This is a genomic window from Janthinobacterium sp. Ant5-2-1 (genome assembly GCF_001445815.1).
Lineage (GTDB): Bacteria > Pseudomonadota > Gammaproteobacteria > Burkholderiales > Burkholderiaceae_D > Janthinobacterium > Janthinobacterium lividum_E.
The window spans coordinates 1-17,781 of the sequence record NZ_LNCE01000024.1; the positions used below are offsets into that span (position 1 = coordinate 1).

Consider the following 17,781-nt stretch of genomic DNA (forward strand, 5'->3'; position numbering starts at 1 on the left):
CACCAAACGGGTGCGGAAGGGACTTTATCCAGGTCAAAAAAGGCGGTCCTGGCGGCCCATTTGAGGCCGCCAGGCCATACTGAATTCCTATGTAGGCATAGGAAACGCTTATGTTCTTGCCATTGATTATTATCAACAAATCATTTCATGGCCGGACAACCGGGTCATCGCGCCGGTTGCGTTTTTCCCGCCGGCAATTCAAGGTGCCCAGGACGACGCCCTGCGGGTCGACCGTATCGAGGTGCACATCGAAGCCCCACAGCCGCGCCACGTGCTTGAGCACCTCGGCCGCCTGCTGGTTCAGGGGGCGGCGCTGGAATTGCGTGTGGCGCAGGGTCAATGCCCGGTCGTCGCGCGTATTGACGGACCAGACCTGGATGTTCGGTTCGCGGTTGCCCAGGTTGTACTGCTCGGCCAGCTGCTGGCGCACGTAGCGGTAGCCGGCGTCGTCGTGGATGGCGGAAATGGCCAGCTTTTCATTCTTGTCGTCGTCAAGCACGGCAAAGAAATGGAATTCACGGATCAGCCGCGGCGACAGGTATTGGGCGATGAAGCTTTCATCCTTGAAATTGCGCATGGCAAAGTCCAGGCTCTTGCGCCAGTCGCTGCCGGCCATGTCGGGGAACCAGGCGCGGTCTTCGTCCGTCGGGTGCTCGCAGATGCGGCGGATGTCGCTCATCATGGCAAAACCCAGTGCATACGGATTGATGCCGCTGTAGTACGGGCTGTCGATGGGCGGCTGGTAGACGACGTTGGTATGGCTTTTGAGGAATTCCATCATGAAGCCGTCGCCCACCACGCCTTCGTCGTAGAGCTGGTTCAATATCGTGTAGTGCCAGAAGGTGGCCCAGCCTTCGTTCATGACCTGGGTTTGGCGCTGCGGATAGAAATACTGGGAAATCTTGCGCACGATGCGCACCATCTCGCGCTGCCACGGTTCCAGCAGCGGCGCGTACTTCTCTATAAAGTACAGCAGGTTTTCTTCGGGTTCGGGCGGAAAGCGGGGGGCGGCCTTGCGCTGGTCGTCCTCGTCCTCGTCTTCATCGCGCCGGGGCAGGGTGCGCCACAACTGATTGATCTGCGACTGCACATAGGCTTCGCGCTCTTTCTGGCGCGCATATTCCTTCGCCATCGACAGTTTCGCCGGGCGCTTGTAGCGGTCCACGCCATAGTTCTGGATGGCGTGGCACGAGTCGAGCAGTAATTCCACGGCGTCGACGCCATGGCGCTGCTCGCATTCGGCGATGTAATTCTTGGCAAACACCATATAGTCGATGATGGCGTCCGCATCCGTCCAGGCGCGGAACAGGTAATTGCCCTTGAAGAAGGAATTGTGGCCATAGGCCGCATGCGCGATCACCAGCGACTGCATGGTCAGGCTGTTTTCCTCCATTAGATAGGCGATGCACGGGTTCGAGTTGATGACGATCTCGTAGGCCAGGCCCATCTGGCCCCGCTTGTAGCTTTTCTCGGTGGACAGAAAATGCTTGCCGAACGACCAGTGGTTGTACGAGACGGGCATGCCCACCGAGGTGTAGGCATCCATCATCTGCTCGGCCGTGATGATTTCCAGCTGGTTCGGATAGGTGTCGAGGCCAAACTGTTTCGCCACGCGGCGGATTTCCTCGTGGATTTGCTCGATCAGCTCGAAGGTCCATTCCGACTGCTCGGGCAGGGCGTTCGGGTGGCGCAGGCGCACGAACGGTTCGCCCGGGGTATTGCTGGCGCGGTCAAAGGCTGCACTCATCATTTCACCTGTTTCTTGAACAGTTCGCGGAAGACCGGGTAGATATCGGCCGGCGTGACGATCTTTTGCATGGCGAAATGGGCGTGATGGTCGAGCACGCCCGCATATTGCTCCCACAGGTTTTGCTGCGGGCCGTCGGTGATCTCGACATAGGTGTAGTACTGCACCTTGGGCATGATGGTATTGATCAGCAATTGGCGGCACAGCATGGAATCGTTGTCCCAGTTGTCGCCGTCGGACGCCTGCGCCACGTAGCTGTTCCATTGCCCGGCGCCATAGCGTTCGTCGATGATGGTATTGAGCAAGTGCAGCGCGGACGACACGACGGTGCCGCCCGACTCGCGCGAATTGAAGAATTCGTGCTCGTCCACTTCGGCCGCCGCCGTATGGTGGCGGATGAAGACCACCTCGATCTTGTCGTAGACGCGCTTGAGGAACAGATACAGGAGGATGAAGAAGCGCTTGGCCGTATCCTTGCGCGACTCGTCCATGGAACCGGACACGTCCATGATGCAGAACATGACGGCCTGCGTCATGGGTTTGGGTACCTTGATGCGGTTGCTGTAGCGTAAGTCGAACGGGTCGATGAAGGGAATCGCCAGCAAGCGCGTGTGCAGGTGGTGGATCAGGCGGCGCAGTTCCGTGACGAGCGGGTCGCTGTCGGGCGCGCCTTCGTGCAGCAGGGTCGCCAGGTCTTCCTCGGCCTGCGCCAGCTGCTTGCGGGCGCCGCCGCCGACGGCGATGCGCCGGCCCAGCGCGCCGCGCAGGGAGCGCAGCACGTGGATATTCGATGGCGTGCCCGACATATTGTAGCCGGCGCGCTGGTTCTTGAATTCCGTGGTGGCCGTCAGCTGGGTTTTCACCATGTGCGGCAATTCCAAGTCCTCGAAGAAATAATTCATGAATTCTTCGCGCGACAACTCAAAGATGAAATCGTCTTCCGTCGTCTCGTCGCTATTGCCCGCCTTGCCCCGCCCGGCGCCGGCGCCGCCTTTCGGCCGGGCGATCTGGTCGCCTTTCAGGTATTCCTTGTTGCCGGGATTGACCACTTCCCATACGCCGCCATGCGCGTGGCCAAACGACGGTTCGCCCACGTCCTTGACGGGGATGCTGACCTTCTCGCCATTCTCGACGTCCGTGATCGAGCGCCCCTTGATGGCGCGCCCCACGGCATCCTTGATCTGGCCCTTGTAACGCCGCAGGAAACGCTCGCGGTTGACGGCGGATTTATTCTTGCTTTGCAAGCGCCTGTCGATAAGGTATGTCAAAGGGTGCCTCCTTGCCTCTCGTCTTGCGCGCCCCGCCGGTCGTCAGGCGGGAGCGCGCCTCCGCTGTCCGCGCTATGACGACTTGCGTACGCGCAAGTACCATTCGCATAACAGGCGTACTTGCTTGGCCGTATAGCCTTTTTCCACCATGCGGGCCACGAAGTCGGCGTGCTTGTTGGCATCGTCGGCGCTGGCCTTGGCATTGAAGGAAATCACGGGCAGCAATTCCTCCGTATTCGAGAACATTTTCTTTTCAATCACAGTGCGGAACTTTTCATAACTGGTCCAGGCGGGATTCTTGCCGCCGTTCGAGGCCCGCGCCCGCAAGCCGAAGTTGACGATTTCGTTGCGGAAATCCTTCGGATTGGAAATGCCCGCCGGCTTCTCGATCTTTTCCAGTTCATTGTTCAGCGATTCGCGGTCGAAACTTTCGCCCGTGTCCGGATCGCGGTATTCCTGGTCCTGTATCCAGAAATCAGCGAACGTCACGTAGCGGTCGAAGATATTCTGCCCGTATTCCGAATAGCTTTCCAGGTACGCCGTCTGGATCTCCTTGCCGATGAATTCCACATAACGCTGCGCCAGGTGCTCCTTGATATACGAGAAGTAACGCTGCTCGAGTTCCGGCGCAAACTGCTCGCGCTCGACCTGCTGCTCCAGTACATATAATAGATGCACGGGATTGGCGGCCACTTCGGAATTGTCAAAGTTGAACACTTTCGACAGGATCTTGAAGGCAAAGCGCGTCGACAGGCCGTTCATGCCCTCGTCCACGCCCGCATAATCGACGTATTCGTGCATGGACTTGGCTTTCGGGTCCGTATCCTTGAGGTTTTCGCCATCGTAGACGAGCATCTTCGAGAAGATGCTGGAGTTTTCCGGATCCTTCAGGCGCGACAGGATGGCGAACTGCGCCATCATGCGCAGGGTGCCGGGCGCGCACGGGGCCTTGACGAGCGATGAATTGGCCACCAGCTTGTCGTAGATCTTGATTTCATCGGACACGCGCAGGCAGTACGGCACCTTGACTATATAGATACGGTCAAGGAACGCTTCGTTGTTGCGGTTGTTTTTGAACGTCTTCCATTCCGATTCGTTCGAGTGGGCCAGGATGATGCCGTCGAATGGAATGGCGCCAAAGCCTTCCGTGCCCTTGTAGTTGCCTTCCTGCGTGGCCGTCAGCAGCGGGTGCAAGACCTTGATGGGCGCCTTGAACATTTCCACGAATTCCATCAAGCCCTGGTTGGCCAGGCACAGGCCGCCCGAATAGCTGTAGGCGTCCGGATCGTCCTGCGCATAGTCTTCCAGCTTGCGGATGTCGACCTTGCCCACCAAGGACGAAATATCCTGGTTGTTTTCGTCGCCCGGCTCCGTTTTCGAGATGGCGATCTGTTTCAGCACGGACGGATAGCGTTTGACGACGCGGAACTGGTTGATATCGCCATTGTATTCATGCAGGCGTTTCACGGCCCACGGGCTGGGGATGTTGCGCAGGTAGCGGCGCGGGATGCCGTAATCCTCTTCCAGGATGGTGCCGTCCTCTTCCTCGTTGAACAGGCCCAGTGGCGATTCGTTGACGGGCGAGCCTTTCAGGCAATAGAAGGGCACGTGTTCCATCAGCGACTTGAGTTTTTCCGCGATGGACGATTTGCCGCCGCCGACAGGCCCCAGCAAGTACAGGATCTGCTTGCGTTCTTCCAGGCCTTGCGCCGCGTGGCGGAAATACGAGACGACTTGCTCGATCACTTCCTCGGTGCCGTAGAACTCGCGGAAGGCGGGGTAGATCTTGATCACCTTGTTGGCGAAGATGCGCGACAGGCGCGTGTCGTTGCGCGTGTCGACCAGCTGCGGCTCGCCGATGGCGGCCAGCATGCGTTCGGGCGCGCTGGCGTACGTCAGCTTGTCCTTCTTGCACAGGGCCAGGTATTCGGTGAGCGACATTTCCTCTTCGCGGGTGCGCTCGTAGCGTGCTGCATAGTTATCAAAAATGGTCATGTCAATGTCCTTTAATGTAAACCTGAACTGCCAGTCACCATGGCCGCCCGCCTGGCACTCGCCTGGGCTTGCCGTCTGAATTTTTTCTGTACCCCGTACCGATTTTTATTGTTGTTTCAAGCCCGGCTGTCTTTGCGAGTCCGGATTGCCCGGACCAAAAAACTGGCGCTTGATGCCGTGTGCTGACGTGGCCAGCCGGCTTATTTTTTCACTGTTGATAGCGCTTGTTGCACTTACCTTTACCCCATGAAATTAATTATTGCTCTAAAGGATCAGGAAGTCAAAAGATATGTCAGCATATCCTTAATACTTGTTTGTAAATTGTTGATTTAATTGGATAAATCATCAAATTTTTCCTCAATTTCAATGAACCTTTGTAGGCCTTTTAAACCATCATACGACAATTCGCCAGCGCGTGCCGATGCCGGCCGTGGCGCTGCCGCAGCCGGCGCCATGGCGGCCGGGCGCCGGTGAGGCTGGCCATCTTGCGCTAAGATGCCTGCATGTCTGATGGCCCTGCGCGCCGCGCGTGCGCGAGCCAGCATTTTTATCGTCACCCTATAAGGAACACCCATGATGAACCCCCAATTGCGCGCGATCGTCCGCGGCATGCCGAAGGCCGAACTGCATATCCATATCGAAGGCTCGCTGGAGCCGGAACTGATTTTCGCACTGGCAGCGCGCAATGGCGTGCCGCTTGGCTATGAATCGGTGGAACACTTGCGCAGCGCCTATGCTTTTACGGATTTGCAGTCTTTTCTCGACATTTATTATGCTGGCGCAAGCGTGCTCTTGAAAGAGCAGGATTTCTACGACATGACGCAAGCCTACCTGCAGCGCGCCGAGGCCGATAACGTCTTGCACACGGAAATCTTCTTTGACCCGCAAACCCACACGGCGCGCGGCGTGGCCATGGCCGACGTGATCAACGGCATCCACCGCGCCTGCCAGGACAGCCCCGTCAGCGCGGCCCTGATCCTGTGCTTCCTGCGCCACCTGAGCGAGGAAGAAGCATTCGAGACGCTGGAAGACGCTTTGCCGCACCGCGACAAATTCATCGGCATCGGCCTCGACTCGTCGGAAGTGGGCAACCCGCCCGAGAAATTCTCGCGCGTGTTCTCCCGTTGCCGCGAGCTGGGCCTGCACCTGGTGGCCCACGCGGGCGAAGAAGGTCCGCCAGCCTACATCCGCACGGCGCTCGACGACTTGCAGGTCGAACGTATCGACCATGGTGTGCGCTGCCTGGAAGACGCGGAACTGACGGCCCGTTTGGCGCGCGAACAGATCGCCCTGACCGTGTGTCCGCTGTCGAACACCAAGCTGCGCGTATTCGACCAGATGCATGACCATAACCTCGTGCAACTGCTCGACGCCGGCCTGCTGGTGACGGTGAACTCGGACGATCCCGCGTATTTCGGCGGCTACATGAACGACAATTTCGACGCCATCTTCGACGCGCTGCCACTGGGCCTGTCCCACGCGCATCGCCTGGCGCGCAACGGTTTCATCGCCGCCTTCCTGCCGCAGGCGCAGAAAGACGCTTTCCTCGCCACCGTCGATGCGTATTTCGCCCAGCACGCGGCCGCCCACGGCATCGCGCAATAACGCATCACAACCAACTCGCATAAAGACCCGCCGCCCATGTTCCGCCTCTCCCTGAAAATGACCGGCCGCGACTGGCGCGCCGGGCAACTGCGTTTCCTGCTCGTCGCGCTGATCGTCGCCGTGGCGGCCCTGTCGGCCGTCGGCTTCTTTGTCGACCGCCTGCGCGCGGGCCTGAACCGCGACGCGCACCAGCTGCTGGGGGCCGACCTGGTCATCAGCGCCGACCAGCCCGTCAATGCAGCCTGGCGCGCCGAAGCGCAGCAGCGCGGTTTTATACTGGCCGACACGGTGACGTTTCCCAGCATGGCGCAGGCGGGCGAGGGCGAGCAATCGCTGTCGCAGCTGGCGTCCATCAAGGCCGTCTCGCCCGGCTACCCGCAGCGGGGCAAGCTGAAAATCACGACCACACTGAGCGAAGCGCAGGATGCCGTGGGACGGCCAACCGACCAGGTGCCGGCGCCCGGCACCCTGTGGGTCGATGCGGCGATCCTGTCCAGCCTGAACGCGAAGCTGGGCGACACCTTGACCTTGGGCGACAAGGCATTTACGGTCACGCAACTGATCGCCAGCGAGCCCGACCGCGGCGCCTCCTTTTTGAACTTCGCCCCGAGAGTCATGCTGCCCTTGGGCGACCTGGCCGCCACGGCGCTGGTGCAGAACGGCTCGCGCGTATCGTACCGGCTGCTGCTGTCGGCGCCACCGGCCAAGGCGGCCGAGCTTGCGCAATATCAAGCCTGGCTGGAAAGCCAGATCAAGACGCAGGCCATCAAAGGCGTGCGCATCGAGTCGCTGGAATCGGGCAGCCCGCAGATGCAATCGACCCTGGACCGCGCCGATCGTTTCCTGTCCCTTGTCGGCTTGCTGTCGGCCATGCTGGCGGCCGTCGCCGTGGCCATGGCCGCGCGCCGCTTCATGCTGCGCCACCTGGACGCGTGCGCCATGCTGCGCTGCCTGGGCTTGACGCAAAACCAGGTCACGGCCATGTACGTGATCGAATTTTTACTGGTTGGCCTGGCCGGCAGCGTCGTCGGCGTGGCTGTCGGTTTCGGCGGCCACCTGGTGCTGCTGGAGTTGCTGGGCAAACTGGTGCAGAGCGACTTGCCGCCCGTTTCCATGCTGCCCGCCCTGCAAGGCGTGGCCACCGGCATGCTGCTCTTGCTGGGCTTTGCCCTGCCGCCGATTTTGCAGTTGCGCAATGTCCCGCACAACCGCGTGATCCGCCGCGAGCAGGAGCCGCCGCAGGCGCTGGCCGTGGCCACGTATGGCCTCGGTATCGCCGCTTTCGTCGTGCTACTGTTGTGGCAGGCGGGCGACGTGAAACTGGCGCTGCTGACGGCGGCCGGCTTCCTCGGCGGCTTCGCCCTGTTCGCCCTGGCCGGCTGGCTGGGCATCAAGTCGCTGAAAACCTTGCGCGGCGCCTTCAATCACCAGGGTTGGCGCTTTGCCGTCACGTCCTTGCAGCGCCGCCCGGGCGCCACCGTCATCCAGGTGGTGTCGCTGGCCCTGGGCCTGATGGCCTTGCTGCTGCTGACGGTGGTGCGCGGCGACTTGATGGTGGCCTGGCGCAACGCCACGCCGCCCGATGCGCCGAACCGTTTCATGATCAATATCCTGCCCGAACAAAAAGAGCCGATCGCCGCGCGCCTGGCCAAAGCCGGCGTGGCCAACGCGCCCCTGTATCCGATGATACGGGGGCGTCTGGTGGCCGTGAACGGCAACGCCATCACGGAAACCACCTACGAGGACGACCGCGCCAAGGGCCTGGCCGACCGCGAATTCAACCTGTCGACGATGGCCACCATGCAGGAAGAAAACAAGCTGGTCGCCGGCAAGTGGTTCGCCAATGCGCCCGGCGCGCCAGCCGAGGCGTCGGTGGAAGAGGGCATCGCCAAGACATTGAAGCTGAAACTGGGCGACAAGCTGCGCTTCGACATCGCCGGCCAGCCCGTGGAAGCGGCCATCACGAGTTTGCGCAAGCTGGAATGGGGTTCGATGCGCGTCAATTTCTTTGTCATCATCAATCCGGCCGCCATGGCGGACACGCCGCAGACGTGGATCACGGCGTTTCACTTGCCGCCCGCGCAGGCGGACCTGGGCAATGCTCTGCTGCGCGACTACCCGAACCTGACGGTGGTCGACGTGGGCGGTGTGCTGAAACAGATTCAGGGCGTGCTGGACCAGGTGGTGACGGCCGTCGAATTCCTCTTCGCGTTCACTTTGGCCTCGGGCTTGCTGGTGCTGTATGCGGCCTTGATGGGCTCGCAGGACGAGCGCACGCGCGAAGCGGGATTGCTGCGCGCCCTGGGCGCCACGCGGCGCCAGCTGGCGCAGGCGCAGTTGATCGAATTCTCGCTCGTCGGCGCCCTGGCCGGCTTGCTGGCCGCATCGGGCGCGGCGGCCATGGGCTGGGCTCTGGCCACGTACCAGTTCAAGTTTGCCTGGAGCTTCGCGCCCGGCGTGTGGGCCTTCGGCCTGCTGGCCGGCGCCCTGTGCGCGATCGCCGGCGGCTGGCTGGGGCTGCGCAATGTCTTGAAACATCCGCCGTTGCAAACTTTGCGCGAAGGCTAAGCACTCACGCTGTCGCCCGCGCCCGCGCGCAAAAATTGCGCATAGGACATGACCGGTTGCCCCAGCTGGTGCGCCGGCACGTCGAACAGGGCCCAGAAATACGTTACGCGGCCCAGGCAGATGGTGGGTGCGGCGCAGTAGCGGAACCAGTTTTCGCCGATCTGCGCCGCGTACATGCCGTCGCTGTCGGCGTCCGAAAAATAGGGGATCACGCGCATTTCCAGCAGGGCCAGCAGCAGGGATGCTGGCGCGTCGCTGTCGCGCGCCATTTCGTACTGCGTGTGCAGGCTGCGTTCCGTCTCGATGATCATCAGCTTGGCGTGGCCGTCGCGCGTGAAGAACAGGATGCCGCTGGGATTGGGGAAAATATAGTATTCGACAAAACCATGGCGCTGGCACAGCTCGTGCACGACGGCGGCCAGCGCCTCGTCTTGCAGGAAAGTGTAGTCGTGCAGCATCAGCAAATCGCGCACGGTCTCTGATTGCTGCAGGAAGAATTCGCGCTGCAATGCCACGATTTCCTGTTCCAGGATGTCGAGGGCATCGTCGTCGCTTTTCTTGATGTAGCGGTCGATCAAGCCCCGGTTGAAGGCCGTCACGGCCACTTTTTCATCGGCCGCGCCCGTAAATAGAATCTTCTTGCACGGCAGGTCGCGCACGGCCTCGCAAAATTCCAGGCCATTCATCTGCGGCATCGAATAATCGACCACCAGCACGGAGGGCACGGCAAAGCGCTGCGCCTGGCCGCTGATGCGCCAGATGCGTTCGATATCGAGCGCCACGTTGCACTGGTCGGGCGGCAGGTTCTGCGTGTCGAAGTTGACGTGCAGCGGCGTCTCGCCCGGCTGCGCGCTCTGGCGCAGCCACTGCAGGGCGCTGCTCGTGTCGTGGAAAGTCTTGCGCGCCAGGCCGGGATCGAGCTGGAACGCCAGGCTTTTCAGGAAGGAATCGCTGTCGTCGATCAATACGGTCAGGGTCGGATGGGTGTAGACGGGCAGTTGCATGCGTCACCTCGCGCGGTGGATGGATGGAAAACGGTTGTGCGTGGACACGGGCAGGGGCTGGGGAAATTCCAGCACGAAGATGGCGTAGGCGCCTTCGCGCGCGACGCAGCGGATGCGCGCCTGCCAGGCTTGCATGATTTGCCGGCACAGGGCCAGGCCGATGCCGCTGCCATTGTGCGAGGGGTACGAATAGAAGCGGTCAAAGATCAGCGGCAGGCGGCTGGTGGCGATGCCGCAGCCCGTGTCGATGAACAGCAGGCGCGGCACGGGGTGGGCGCCATCGATGATGATGCGCACTCTCCCCTTGCCCGCGCGGTGGATGCTTTTCAAGGCATTGCGCAGCAGGTTCAGCAGGATCACCACGCACAGTTCCGACTGGCCGGGAAACGTGAAATCGGCACGCACGTCGACCTTGACGATGTCGCGCTGGGCCGTGCTGGTAAACGGATAGCGGCGCAGCACGGCCGCCACGCTGTCGTGCATGGCCACGGCTTCGTTCGCTTCGAGCTTGCGGTTGACGGCGCTGGCGCTGAGCAGGAACAGATCGATCATGTGGTGCATGTGGCGCACTTCGAACTGGATGCGCGCCAGCGCTTCCAGGCTGGCCGCGTCGGGCGGCTGGCCTTGCAGGTTTTGCTGTAGCCCGCGCTGCAGCCCGCGCACGTTCGCCTCGACGCTGACGAGGGGCGTGCGCAATTCGTGCGCCACGCTGCCAAGTCCGGCCGCCAGCCCGGCCAGTTTCTCTTGCGCGCCCACATTGCGCCCCACCTTGACCACGGACAGCACGGCAATCGTGAACCAGTGCACGGGCAATTGCTGCAAGACGTCGCCGCTGAGCAGGAAGGCGGGCTCGCCGGCCACGGCAAACGCCAGGCAGGCCAGCAGGGTGCCGCTCAGGTAGGCCAGCATGGCGATGCGCGTATCGAAGTGAAACAGCACGACCAGCGCCACCAGCAGCGAATGGGCCCACATGGTCGAGGCGTGGTTCATCAGGAACATGTACGTGAAGAAAAACGGCAGTTCGAAGGTCAGCCCCAGGAACAGGTAGACGCTGAACCAGGTATTGCTGAAGCGGCCGGGCCACAGCGCGGGCAGGAACAGCAGCGCCGCCACGCTGCGCAGCAGCGGCGATTCGTATTCCTGCGGAAAGAAATAATGCCACAGCGCGTAGTACAGGGGCATGCCCAGCGCACCGATGAGCGCGAGGGTGCGCACCTGGGCGCGCCGCACAGGCGTGTGTTCGATGGCGTCGTGGAAATGCAGGAAAGGCTGGAGCAGCTTGCCTTGCCATCGTTTTCCGGAAGGGGACTGCGCGTGCATCATGGTCAGGGGGGCGTGTTCGTTGAGGCGTGTCAATGCAACATGATCGGCGGGTTCACTCTGTATCAGCAGGATATCGGCATAACTGTTGAGCTGTATCAAACTCTTGCCGGATGGCTCGCGCATGTTGGACGCGGTAGTTCCCTCGCAACCAATCAGGAGTTCCTATGTTAAACGCCATTTCCCCCCTGTCGTCCCGCGCCGTCCGCGCCGAACAACTGATGCCTGCTTTCGTGCGTGCGCGCATGGATGAACATTACGTCGAGCGTATCGAGAAGCTGCTTGGCGGCCAGCACTTGCATGAATGGCAAGCCATGCCGGCCAGTGCAGTCATGCTGGCGGGTAATGATTACCTGAACATCGCCGGCGAGGCGGCGCTGCTGGCGGCCCAGGCGCGCGTCTTGCAGGGCGGCGGCGCCATGCTGATGTCGTCCGTGTTCCTGCAGGAGGGCAGCCGCCAGCACCGCCTGGAACAGAACTTCGCGGGCTATCTCGGCAGCGAAGCGTGCGTGCTGGCGCAGTCGGGCTGGGCTGCGAATGTGGGTTTGCTGCAAAGCCTGGCCGGACCCGGCATCCCCGTGTACCTCGACATGCAGGCGCACGCTTCGCTGTGGGAGGGCGTGCAATCGGCGCAAGCCGTGCCCGTCGCCTTCCTGCACAACGATGGCGCCCACCTGCAGCGCCAGCTCGACAAGCATGGCCCCGGCATCATCATCGTCGATGCGCTGTACAGCACGAATGGCAGCGTGGCGCCGCTGCTGGAGATGGTGGAAATTGCCGAACGCAGCGGCAGCATGCTGATCGTCGACGAGTCGCACTCGCTGGGCACGCATGGCCCGCAGGGCGCAGGGCTGGTGGTGGAGCTGGGCCTGGCCGAGCGCGTGCATTTCCGCACGGCGTCCTTGGCCAAGGCGTTTGCGGGCCGGGCCGGGCTGATCACCTGTTCGGCCCGTTTCAAGGGATATTTCCTGTCCGCCTCGCGGCCCGCCATCTTCAGTTCCTGCCTGCTTGAACACGAGCTGGCGTGGTTCGATGCGGCGCTCGACTTCATCCGCGCCGCCGATGCCCGTCGCGTCGCGCTGCGGCGCCACAGCGTGCAGTTGCGGCATGGGCTGATGGAGCTCGGCTACAACGTCAGCGACGGCACCGAGCAGATCATCGCGCTGGAAGCGGGCAGCGAACCCGATACCTTGATCCTGCGCAAGGCGCTGGAACGGCACGGCATCTACGGCGCCGTGTTCTGTGCGCCGGCCACGCCGAAAAACCGTTCGCTGGTGCGCCTGACCCTGAATGCGGGCTTGCGCGAGGACGAGTGCGCACGGGTGCTGGCTGCCTGCGCCGCCATCCGCGACGAGACGGGCATGGCGCGCTGGCCATCGACGCGGCGCCTGCGCAAGCTGGCGCTGGTGTAAATGTCAGGCTTGGCCGGGTTGGTTGCCGGCAATGCCACTCAATAGCAGAGACAGGGGCGCCAGCTGTTCCGCGCTGGCATTGCCCAGCAATTCCTGGCCCAGCGCCTGCGCCGTCGTATTCGCGTGCGCCAGCAATTCCAGTCCCGCCGCCGTGATGGCGGCATAGCCGACGCGGGCATCGCGCGCATCGGCCTGGCGCGCCACCAGGCCGATTTTTTCCAGCGGCATCAGCGAGCGCGTGATGCCGGACGCCGTCAGCGCCAGGCGCTCGGCCAGGTCGATGCGGCGCAGGCGCCCGCCCGGAGCGCGCTGCAAGTGGTACAGCAATTGATAATCGCCAAAGCTCAGGCCATGCAGATTGCCCAGCGTGCTGTCGAAGCGGCGCACCAGCATGGCCTGGGCGCGCGCCAGGCGCAGGCAAAAATCCAGCGCGCTGCCGCCGTCCGGCGATGGGGGAGTGAGATCGGTCATGACGTCCTTTTCATTTGCTGCGCAGTGCGTGAGTGCGCAAGTGTAAAGCATGGCCGCTCAATAGCGTGATTGCCCCTGCTCCAGCAGTTGCGCCTGATACAGCGCCAGCAGGGCGTCCAGCTCGGCGTCCGCGTCGAAACCGGGATCGGCCGATGGATTGACGGTGTCGATGATGTCGAAGCGAAAAGCCGCTTCGCCGTCGCGCCGCCAGTCCCCCTGCAGGCTTGCATTGCGGTGCGTGCCCAGCGTGAGTTCGAAGCGGTGGCGGTTCAGCGCGCCGGGGGCGTTGCGGCTGCGCTCGAGCAGGGTGCACCCGCTGGGCAAATGCCGCAGCGCGATGATGCCCAGCGCGGGCGCCTGTTGCCGGTAAGCTGCTTTCAAGGCGGCTTGCTGTGTTTTATCCATGGTGAGACTTCCTCAAGGTTGGGTGACGTAACCGGTGCTTGCGATGCGCGCAATATCCGTGAACAGGGCGGCGGCGATGGCGGCGGCCAGCAGCAGGGCGCCGCCGGCGCAGAACAGTTCGCCCACGCTCAGGTGGCGCAGCAGCGCGCCCGTGGCCGCTGCGGACAGCGGCGCCAGTCCCAGGAAGATACCCATGAACAGCGCCATCGCCCGGCCCAGCATGGCGGGCGCCACGCGCCGCTGTATCCAGGTAAAGATGGCCACCTGCACATAACCGCCCAGTAATCCCGTGACGGCCAGCAAGGCCGCGCCTTGCCAGGCGGTATCGATTTGCCCCAGCGCCATCAGCAGGATGGCGACGATGGCGTCGACGGCCAGCAGGGTGGCGCCGAAGCGGCGGCGCAGCCAGGCGCCGCCCAGGCTGGACGCCAGCATGCCGGCCAGGGTGCCGGCGCCATGCGCGCCCATCAGCAAACCGAGCGCCGGGGCGCCGTGCAGGCGCTCGCTGGCCAGTACGGGCAAGGCCACTTGCAGCGGCCCCATGACGAAGAACGCCACCACGGCCCAGTAGGCATAGCAGCTGCGCAAGGCCATGTCGCGCCACACCATGGCCAGGCCCGCCGCCATGTCGCGCCACATGCCCTGCGCCGTGGTGGCCGCCAGTGGCCGCAAGGTGACTTGCCGCAAGGTCCAGGCCGAGAACAGGAACGTCAGCGCATCGATGGCAAAGGCGGCGGCCAGCGCCGCCATGCCGGTTTGCTGCCTGCCATCGCGGGTGCCGAGCACGAGCGCCGCCAGCAGGGGGCCGGCCAGCAAGGACAGCTGGCGCACACCCATCTGCAGGCTGTTGGCCGTTTGCAGTGTTTGCGGCGGCACGGCTTGCGGCAGGATGGCCGTGCCGGCGGGAATGGCGAAGGCGGAGGCGACGCCCAGCGCCAGCGCGGCCGCATACGCGAGCGTCACACTGGCGTGGTCCAGCATCAGCAGGCCGGCCAGCGCGAGCAGGATGGCGGCGTTCGCATATTTGCTCAGTAGCAGCACGCGCCGGGGCGAGTGACGGTCGGCGATGGTGCCGCCCAACAAGATGAGCACGGCGCGCGGCGCGCCCATCAGGGCCACGGCGATGCCCAGGCTGAGGCTATCGTTTGTCAGGCTCAGCACGAGCCAGGGCAGGGCCAGCATGCTGAACTGGTCGCCCAGCATGGACACGAGGCCGCCACCGAGCAGCCAGCGGAAGTTGGTATTGCGTAGCAAAGGAGCTTGTACGGTGGTTGACATGTTGTTTTTGTCTTTGGTTAAAAATTGTATGGTATTTGATAAAAGCTTGATTGGTCAAGTATATTGCCATTTATTGTGGCAGTAAGTGTTGACGCCGCATGGGCCGCCAGCGCTTGCGCTATCATGGCGGCCATGACTGATACCACTGCCCCCACCCTGTACGAGACCATCGGCGGCGCCCCCGTGCTGCGCGAAATGGTCGACCGTTTTTATGACTTGATGGAGCTCGAGCACGAGTTCGCCGGCATCCGCGTCATGCATCCGCCATCGACGGACGGCTCGCGCGACAAGCTGTATTTCTTCCTGACGGGCTGGATGGGCGGGCCGGATTTGTATATCGAGAAATTCGGCCACCCGCGCCTGCGCGCCCGTCACTTGCCCTACGCTATCGGCACCAGCGAGCGCGACCAGTGGCTGCGCGCCATGGCGTGGGCCATGGAAGACACGGGCATCGAAGAGTCCTTGCGCGTGCGCCTGATGGAATCGTTCTATCAGACGGCCGACTGGATGCGCAACAAACCTGACTGATCCCATGAGCCCAATCGAGTTTTACAGCCTGCTGGGCGCCGCCATCGTCGCCATCGTCTTGTTGCTATTGATCTTGCTGCGCCCGCGTGGCGCGGCCGGCGATGGCGCCACCACCCTGGCGCTGGTGCAGCAGCACCAGCAGCAAAGCCTGGAACGCATCGACCGGGTCGAGCGCGAAGTGCGGCTGCAACTGCAGGCCTCGGCGCAGGCCACGCGGCAGGACCTGGCGGCCGGCCTGGCGCAATTCCAGGCGGCCACCCTGCAGCAGCTCGACAGCCTGCGCACGCAGATGCAGGCGCAGGGCAAAGTCGGACGCGAAGAACAGGCGCAAAGCCTGGCGCGATTTGCCGACAGCACCAATCAAACTCTGGCCCAGCTGACGGAATCGAATGCGCAGCGCATGCTGGAAGTGCGCGCCACGTTGGAAAACAAGATCCGCGAATTGCAGGCAGATAACGGCGCGCGCCTGGAAGAGATGCGCAAGACGGTCGACGAGAAACTGCACGCCACCCTGGAAACGCGCCTGTCCGCCTCGTTCCAGCAAGTGTCGGAGCGGCTGGAAAAAGTCCACCAGGGCCTTGGTGAAATGCAGCAGCTGGCGCTGGGCGTGGGTGACTTGAAGCGGGTGCTTACCAACGTCAAGACGCGGGGAACGTGGGGCGAGGTGCAGCTGGAAATGCTGCTGGAGCAGGTACTCACTGTCGACCAGTACGCGAAAAACGTGGAAACGGTGCCGGGCAGCGGCGCGCGCGTGGAATTCGCCCTGAAACTGCCGGGCATGGTCGAGGGCGGACCGCCCGTGTGGATGCCCATCGATGCGAAATTCCCCAAGGAACAATACGAGCGCCTGGTCGAAGCGGCAGAGCGGGCCGATGCGGACGGCGTGGCCCTGGCCGGACGCGAGCTGGAGCGGGCTGTGCGGGGTGAAGCGAAAACCATCGCCGAGAAATACCTGGCGCCGCCGCTGACGACCGACTTTGCCATCCTGTTCCTGCCTACCGAGGGGCTGTATGCGGAAGTGCTGCGCCGCCCGGGACTGGCCGACGAATTGCAGCGCGTGCACCGGGTCAGCATCGCCGGGCCATCCACCCTGACGGCCTTGCTCAACAGCCTGCAGATGGGTTTCCGCACCCTGGCGCTGGAAAAACGCTCGTCCGAAGTGTGGCAGGTGCTCGGCGCCGTCAAGACGGAATTCGGCAAGTTCGGCGAGGTGCTGTCGCAAACCCGGCTGACCCTGGAAAAAGCGGCGAAGAATATTGAAAGCGCGGAAGTGCGCAGCCGGCAGATGGCGCGCAAATTGAAATCCGTGGAAGCCTTGCCGGGCGAGGCGGCCGCCTTGCTGTTGGGTAAGACGGACGGCGAATAGCGCCGCCTTGTTCGCCGCAGCGGCCAGCTAAGTCTGCTGGTCTTGCTGTTCCTGCGCCATCTGGCGGTTGACGATGTCAGCGGTGATACTGCCTGGCGCATCGAGTTCGCGCTGCGCCAGCGCGCGCATGGCGTCATTCGTCAGGCCGGCCAGCAAGGCGGCGCACAGTGCGTCCGCCTCGGCGGCTTGTCCCTGGCCGCGCAGTATGGCAGCGGCGATCCGCACGTCTTTTACCAGATTCATCAGTTCCGCCGCCAGCCGCGGCGGCGTGCGCGGCGCAGGAAACAGGGGCAGGCTGGCGGCCAGCTCATTGACCATATCGAGGTGCTCCAGCGGGGCGCCGTGATAGCGCTCCGCCAGCGCGAAATTGCCTGACTCGACGACGGCTGGCAGGGCTTGCCAGGCGTACTGGCTCGCCAGTTCGGGGGCGCATGTGTCCAGCCGGACGAACAGGTCGGCGGTGGAACGGGCATCGCCCAGCGTGTCGTTCATCTCGGCGATGAGAGAGAAGCGCGACCTGCCGCCAAACGTGTTGCCTGACAGCAGCAGCTGGATTTGCGCATCACGCTCCGCCTGCAGGGCGGCGTACGCGGGCGCGTAAGCCTCGGCCAAGAACTTCCACTCCAGCATGATCATGAAATAGCTCGACCTTGCCGGATTCAGGGTTTGCCCGGCCTCGGCGAACAGCTCTTGCAGCAGCGGCAGCGCTTCCGCGTGCCGGCCCTCGTTGCGCAGTGCAATGAGGCGTGTCGAACGGCTATCGATGTCGGGCATGGCGATCCTTGTCTGGAATGCACCATAGTAACAAGTCCAC

Annotated in this window: 14 protein-coding genes; 5 read left to right on the forward strand and 9 right to left on the reverse strand. The window is 62.9% G+C overall.

The genetic code is table 11. The annotated features are described in order from the left end of the window. Window positions 1-145 precede the first annotated feature (145 nt). From ASN89_RS08575 to ASN89_RS08585, 3 genes are all read right to left on the reverse strand, one after another. Window positions 146-1,747, reverse strand: coding sequence for a SpoVR family protein (locus tag ASN89_RS08575; protein ID WP_046686270.1), 1,602 nt, complete (start codon window positions 1,745-1,747; stop codon window positions 146-148). Then, a complete protein-coding gene (locus tag ASN89_RS08580) occupies window positions 1,747-3,015 on the reverse strand; it encodes a YeaH/YhbH family protein (protein WP_034754156.1) in 1,269 nt (422 codons plus the stop codon). Before ASN89_RS08580 ends, ASN89_RS08575 begins: the two co-directional genes overlap by 1 nt. 72 nt (window positions 3,016-3,087) lie before the next feature. Continuing rightward, window positions 3,088-5,010, reverse strand: coding sequence for a PrkA family serine protein kinase (locus ASN89_RS08585; RefSeq protein WP_034754154.1), 1,923 nt, complete (start codon window positions 5,008-5,010; stop codon window positions 3,088-3,090). Between the two features lie 573 nt (window positions 5,011-5,583). Here ASN89_RS08585 and ASN89_RS08590 point away from each other — a divergent pair. Further along, complete coding sequence (locus tag ASN89_RS08590; RefSeq protein WP_058048990.1) at window positions 5,584-6,615, forward strand: adenosine deaminase; 1,032 nt, start codon at window positions 5,584-5,586, stop codon at window positions 6,613-6,615. Between the two features lie 36 nt (window positions 6,616-6,651). Continuing rightward, complete coding sequence (locus ASN89_RS08595; RefSeq protein ID WP_058048991.1) at window positions 6,652-9,183, forward strand: ABC transporter permease; 2,532 nt, start codon at window positions 6,652-6,654, stop codon at window positions 9,181-9,183. On the opposite strand, the gene ASN89_RS08600 is transcribed toward ASN89_RS08595, so the two are convergent. Both ASN89_RS08600 and ASN89_RS08605 read right to left on the reverse strand, forming a co-directional pair. Further along, window positions 9,180-10,187 (reverse strand): response regulator, encoded by a 1,008-nt coding sequence (locus ASN89_RS08600; RefSeq protein WP_058048992.1) that lies wholly within the window; start codon window positions 10,185-10,187, stop codon window positions 9,180-9,182. The genes ASN89_RS08595 and ASN89_RS08600 overlap by 4 nt on opposite strands. A gap of 3 nt (window positions 10,188-10,190) precedes the next feature. Then, the gene (locus tag ASN89_RS08605) at window positions 10,191-11,633 is read right to left on the reverse strand and encodes a sensor histidine kinase (RefSeq protein ID WP_235501915.1); all 1,443 of its coding nucleotides are present in this window, start codon (window positions 11,631-11,633) and stop codon (window positions 10,191-10,193) included. 41 nt (window positions 11,634-11,674) lie between these two features. Here ASN89_RS08605 and cqsA point away from each other — a divergent pair, with 41 nt between their 5' ends. Beyond that, a complete protein-coding gene (gene cqsA, locus ASN89_RS08610) occupies window positions 11,675-12,919 on the forward strand; it encodes an alpha-hydroxyketone-type quorum-sensing autoinducer synthase (RefSeq protein ID WP_046685962.1) in 1,245 nt (414 codons plus the stop codon). A 3-nt stretch (window positions 12,920-12,922) separates the two neighbouring features. Here cqsA and ASN89_RS08615 read toward each other — a convergent pair whose 3' ends face one another. Genes ASN89_RS08615 through ASN89_RS08625 form a run of 3 tightly spaced genes read right to left on the reverse strand, consistent with a single transcriptional unit; the run spans window position 12,923 to window position 15,073 of the window. After that, complete coding sequence (locus tag ASN89_RS08615; protein WP_046685961.1) at window positions 12,923-13,390, reverse strand: MarR family winged helix-turn-helix transcriptional regulator; 468 nt, start codon at window positions 13,388-13,390, stop codon at window positions 12,923-12,925. A gap of 57 nt (window positions 13,391-13,447) precedes the next feature. Continuing rightward, window positions 13,448-13,795, reverse strand: a complete 348-nt coding sequence (locus ASN89_RS08620) for a GIY-YIG nuclease family protein (RefSeq protein WP_046685960.1) — start codon at window positions 13,793-13,795, stop codon at window positions 13,448-13,450. Between the two features lie 12 nt (window positions 13,796-13,807). Then, window positions 13,808-15,073, reverse strand: a complete 1,266-nt coding sequence (locus ASN89_RS08625) for an MFS transporter (protein ID WP_058048993.1) — start codon at window positions 15,071-15,073, stop codon at window positions 13,808-13,810. 132 nt (window positions 15,074-15,205) lie between these two features. Here ASN89_RS08625 and ASN89_RS08630 point away from each other — a divergent pair, with 132 nt between their 5' ends. Further along, window positions 15,206-15,601, forward strand: coding sequence for a group II truncated hemoglobin (locus ASN89_RS08630; RefSeq protein WP_046686268.1), 396 nt, complete (start codon window positions 15,206-15,208; stop codon window positions 15,599-15,601). Between the two features lie 4 nt (window positions 15,602-15,605). Then, complete coding sequence (gene rmuC / locus ASN89_RS08635) at window positions 15,606-16,967, forward strand: DNA recombination protein RmuC (RefSeq protein WP_058048994.1); 1,362 nt, start codon at window positions 15,606-15,608, stop codon at window positions 16,965-16,967. A 27-nt stretch (window positions 16,968-16,994) separates the two neighbouring features. Here the strand turns inward: rmuC and ASN89_RS08640 are convergent, their stop codons facing one another. Next, window positions 16,995-17,741 carry a hypothetical protein gene (locus ASN89_RS08640; RefSeq protein ID WP_058048995.1) on the reverse strand — a complete coding sequence of 249 codons (747 nt, stop codon included), beginning with the start codon at window positions 17,739-17,741 and terminating at the stop codon, window positions 16,995-16,997. Between the last annotated feature and the right edge of the window lie 40 nt (window positions 17,742-17,781).

Excerpts from the sequence above, each read along its gene's own strand:
- ASN89_RS08640 (WP_058048995.1), bottom strand. The coding sequence starts at position 17,741 with ATGCCCGACATCGATAGCCGTTCGACACGCCTCATTGCACTGCGCAAC.
- ASN89_RS08605 (WP_235501915.1), bottom strand. The coding sequence starts at position 11,633 with ATGCGCGAGCCATCCGGCAAGAGTTTGATACAGCTCAACAGTTATGCC.
- ASN89_RS08615 (WP_046685961.1), bottom strand. The coding sequence starts at position 13,390 with ATGACCGATCTCACTCCCCCATCGCCGGACGGCGGCAGCGCGCTGGAT.
- ASN89_RS08620 (WP_046685960.1), bottom strand. The coding sequence starts at position 13,795 with ATGGATAAAACACAGCAAGCCGCCTTGAAAGCAGCTTACCGGCAACAG.
- ASN89_RS08600 (WP_058048992.1), bottom strand. The coding sequence starts at position 10,187 with ATGCAACTGCCCGTCTACACCCATCCGACCCTGACCGTATTGATCGAC.
- ASN89_RS08590 (WP_058048990.1), top strand. The coding sequence starts at position 5,584 with ATGATGAACCCCCAATTGCGCGCGATCGTCCGCGGCATGCCGAAGGCC.
- ASN89_RS08595 (WP_058048991.1), top strand. The coding sequence starts at position 6,652 with ATGTTCCGCCTCTCCCTGAAAATGACCGGCCGCGACTGGCGCGCCGGG.
- ASN89_RS08575 (WP_046686270.1), bottom strand. The coding sequence starts at position 1,747 with ATGAGTGCAGCCTTTGACCGCGCCAGCAATACCCCGGGCGAACCGTTC.
- ASN89_RS08630 (WP_046686268.1), top strand. The coding sequence starts at position 15,206 with ATGACTGATACCACTGCCCCCACCCTGTACGAGACCATCGGCGGCGCC.
- ASN89_RS08585 (WP_034754154.1), bottom strand. The coding sequence starts at position 5,010 with ATGACCATTTTTGATAACTATGCAGCACGCTACGAGCGCACCCGCGAA.
- cqsA (WP_046685962.1), top strand. The coding sequence starts at position 11,675 with ATGTTAAACGCCATTTCCCCCCTGTCGTCCCGCGCCGTCCGCGCCGAA.
- ASN89_RS08625 (WP_058048993.1), bottom strand. The coding sequence starts at position 15,073 with ATGTCAACCACCGTACAAGCTCCTTTGCTACGCAATACCAACTTCCGC.
- rmuC (WP_058048994.1), top strand. The coding sequence starts at position 15,606 with ATGAGCCCAATCGAGTTTTACAGCCTGCTGGGCGCCGCCATCGTCGCC.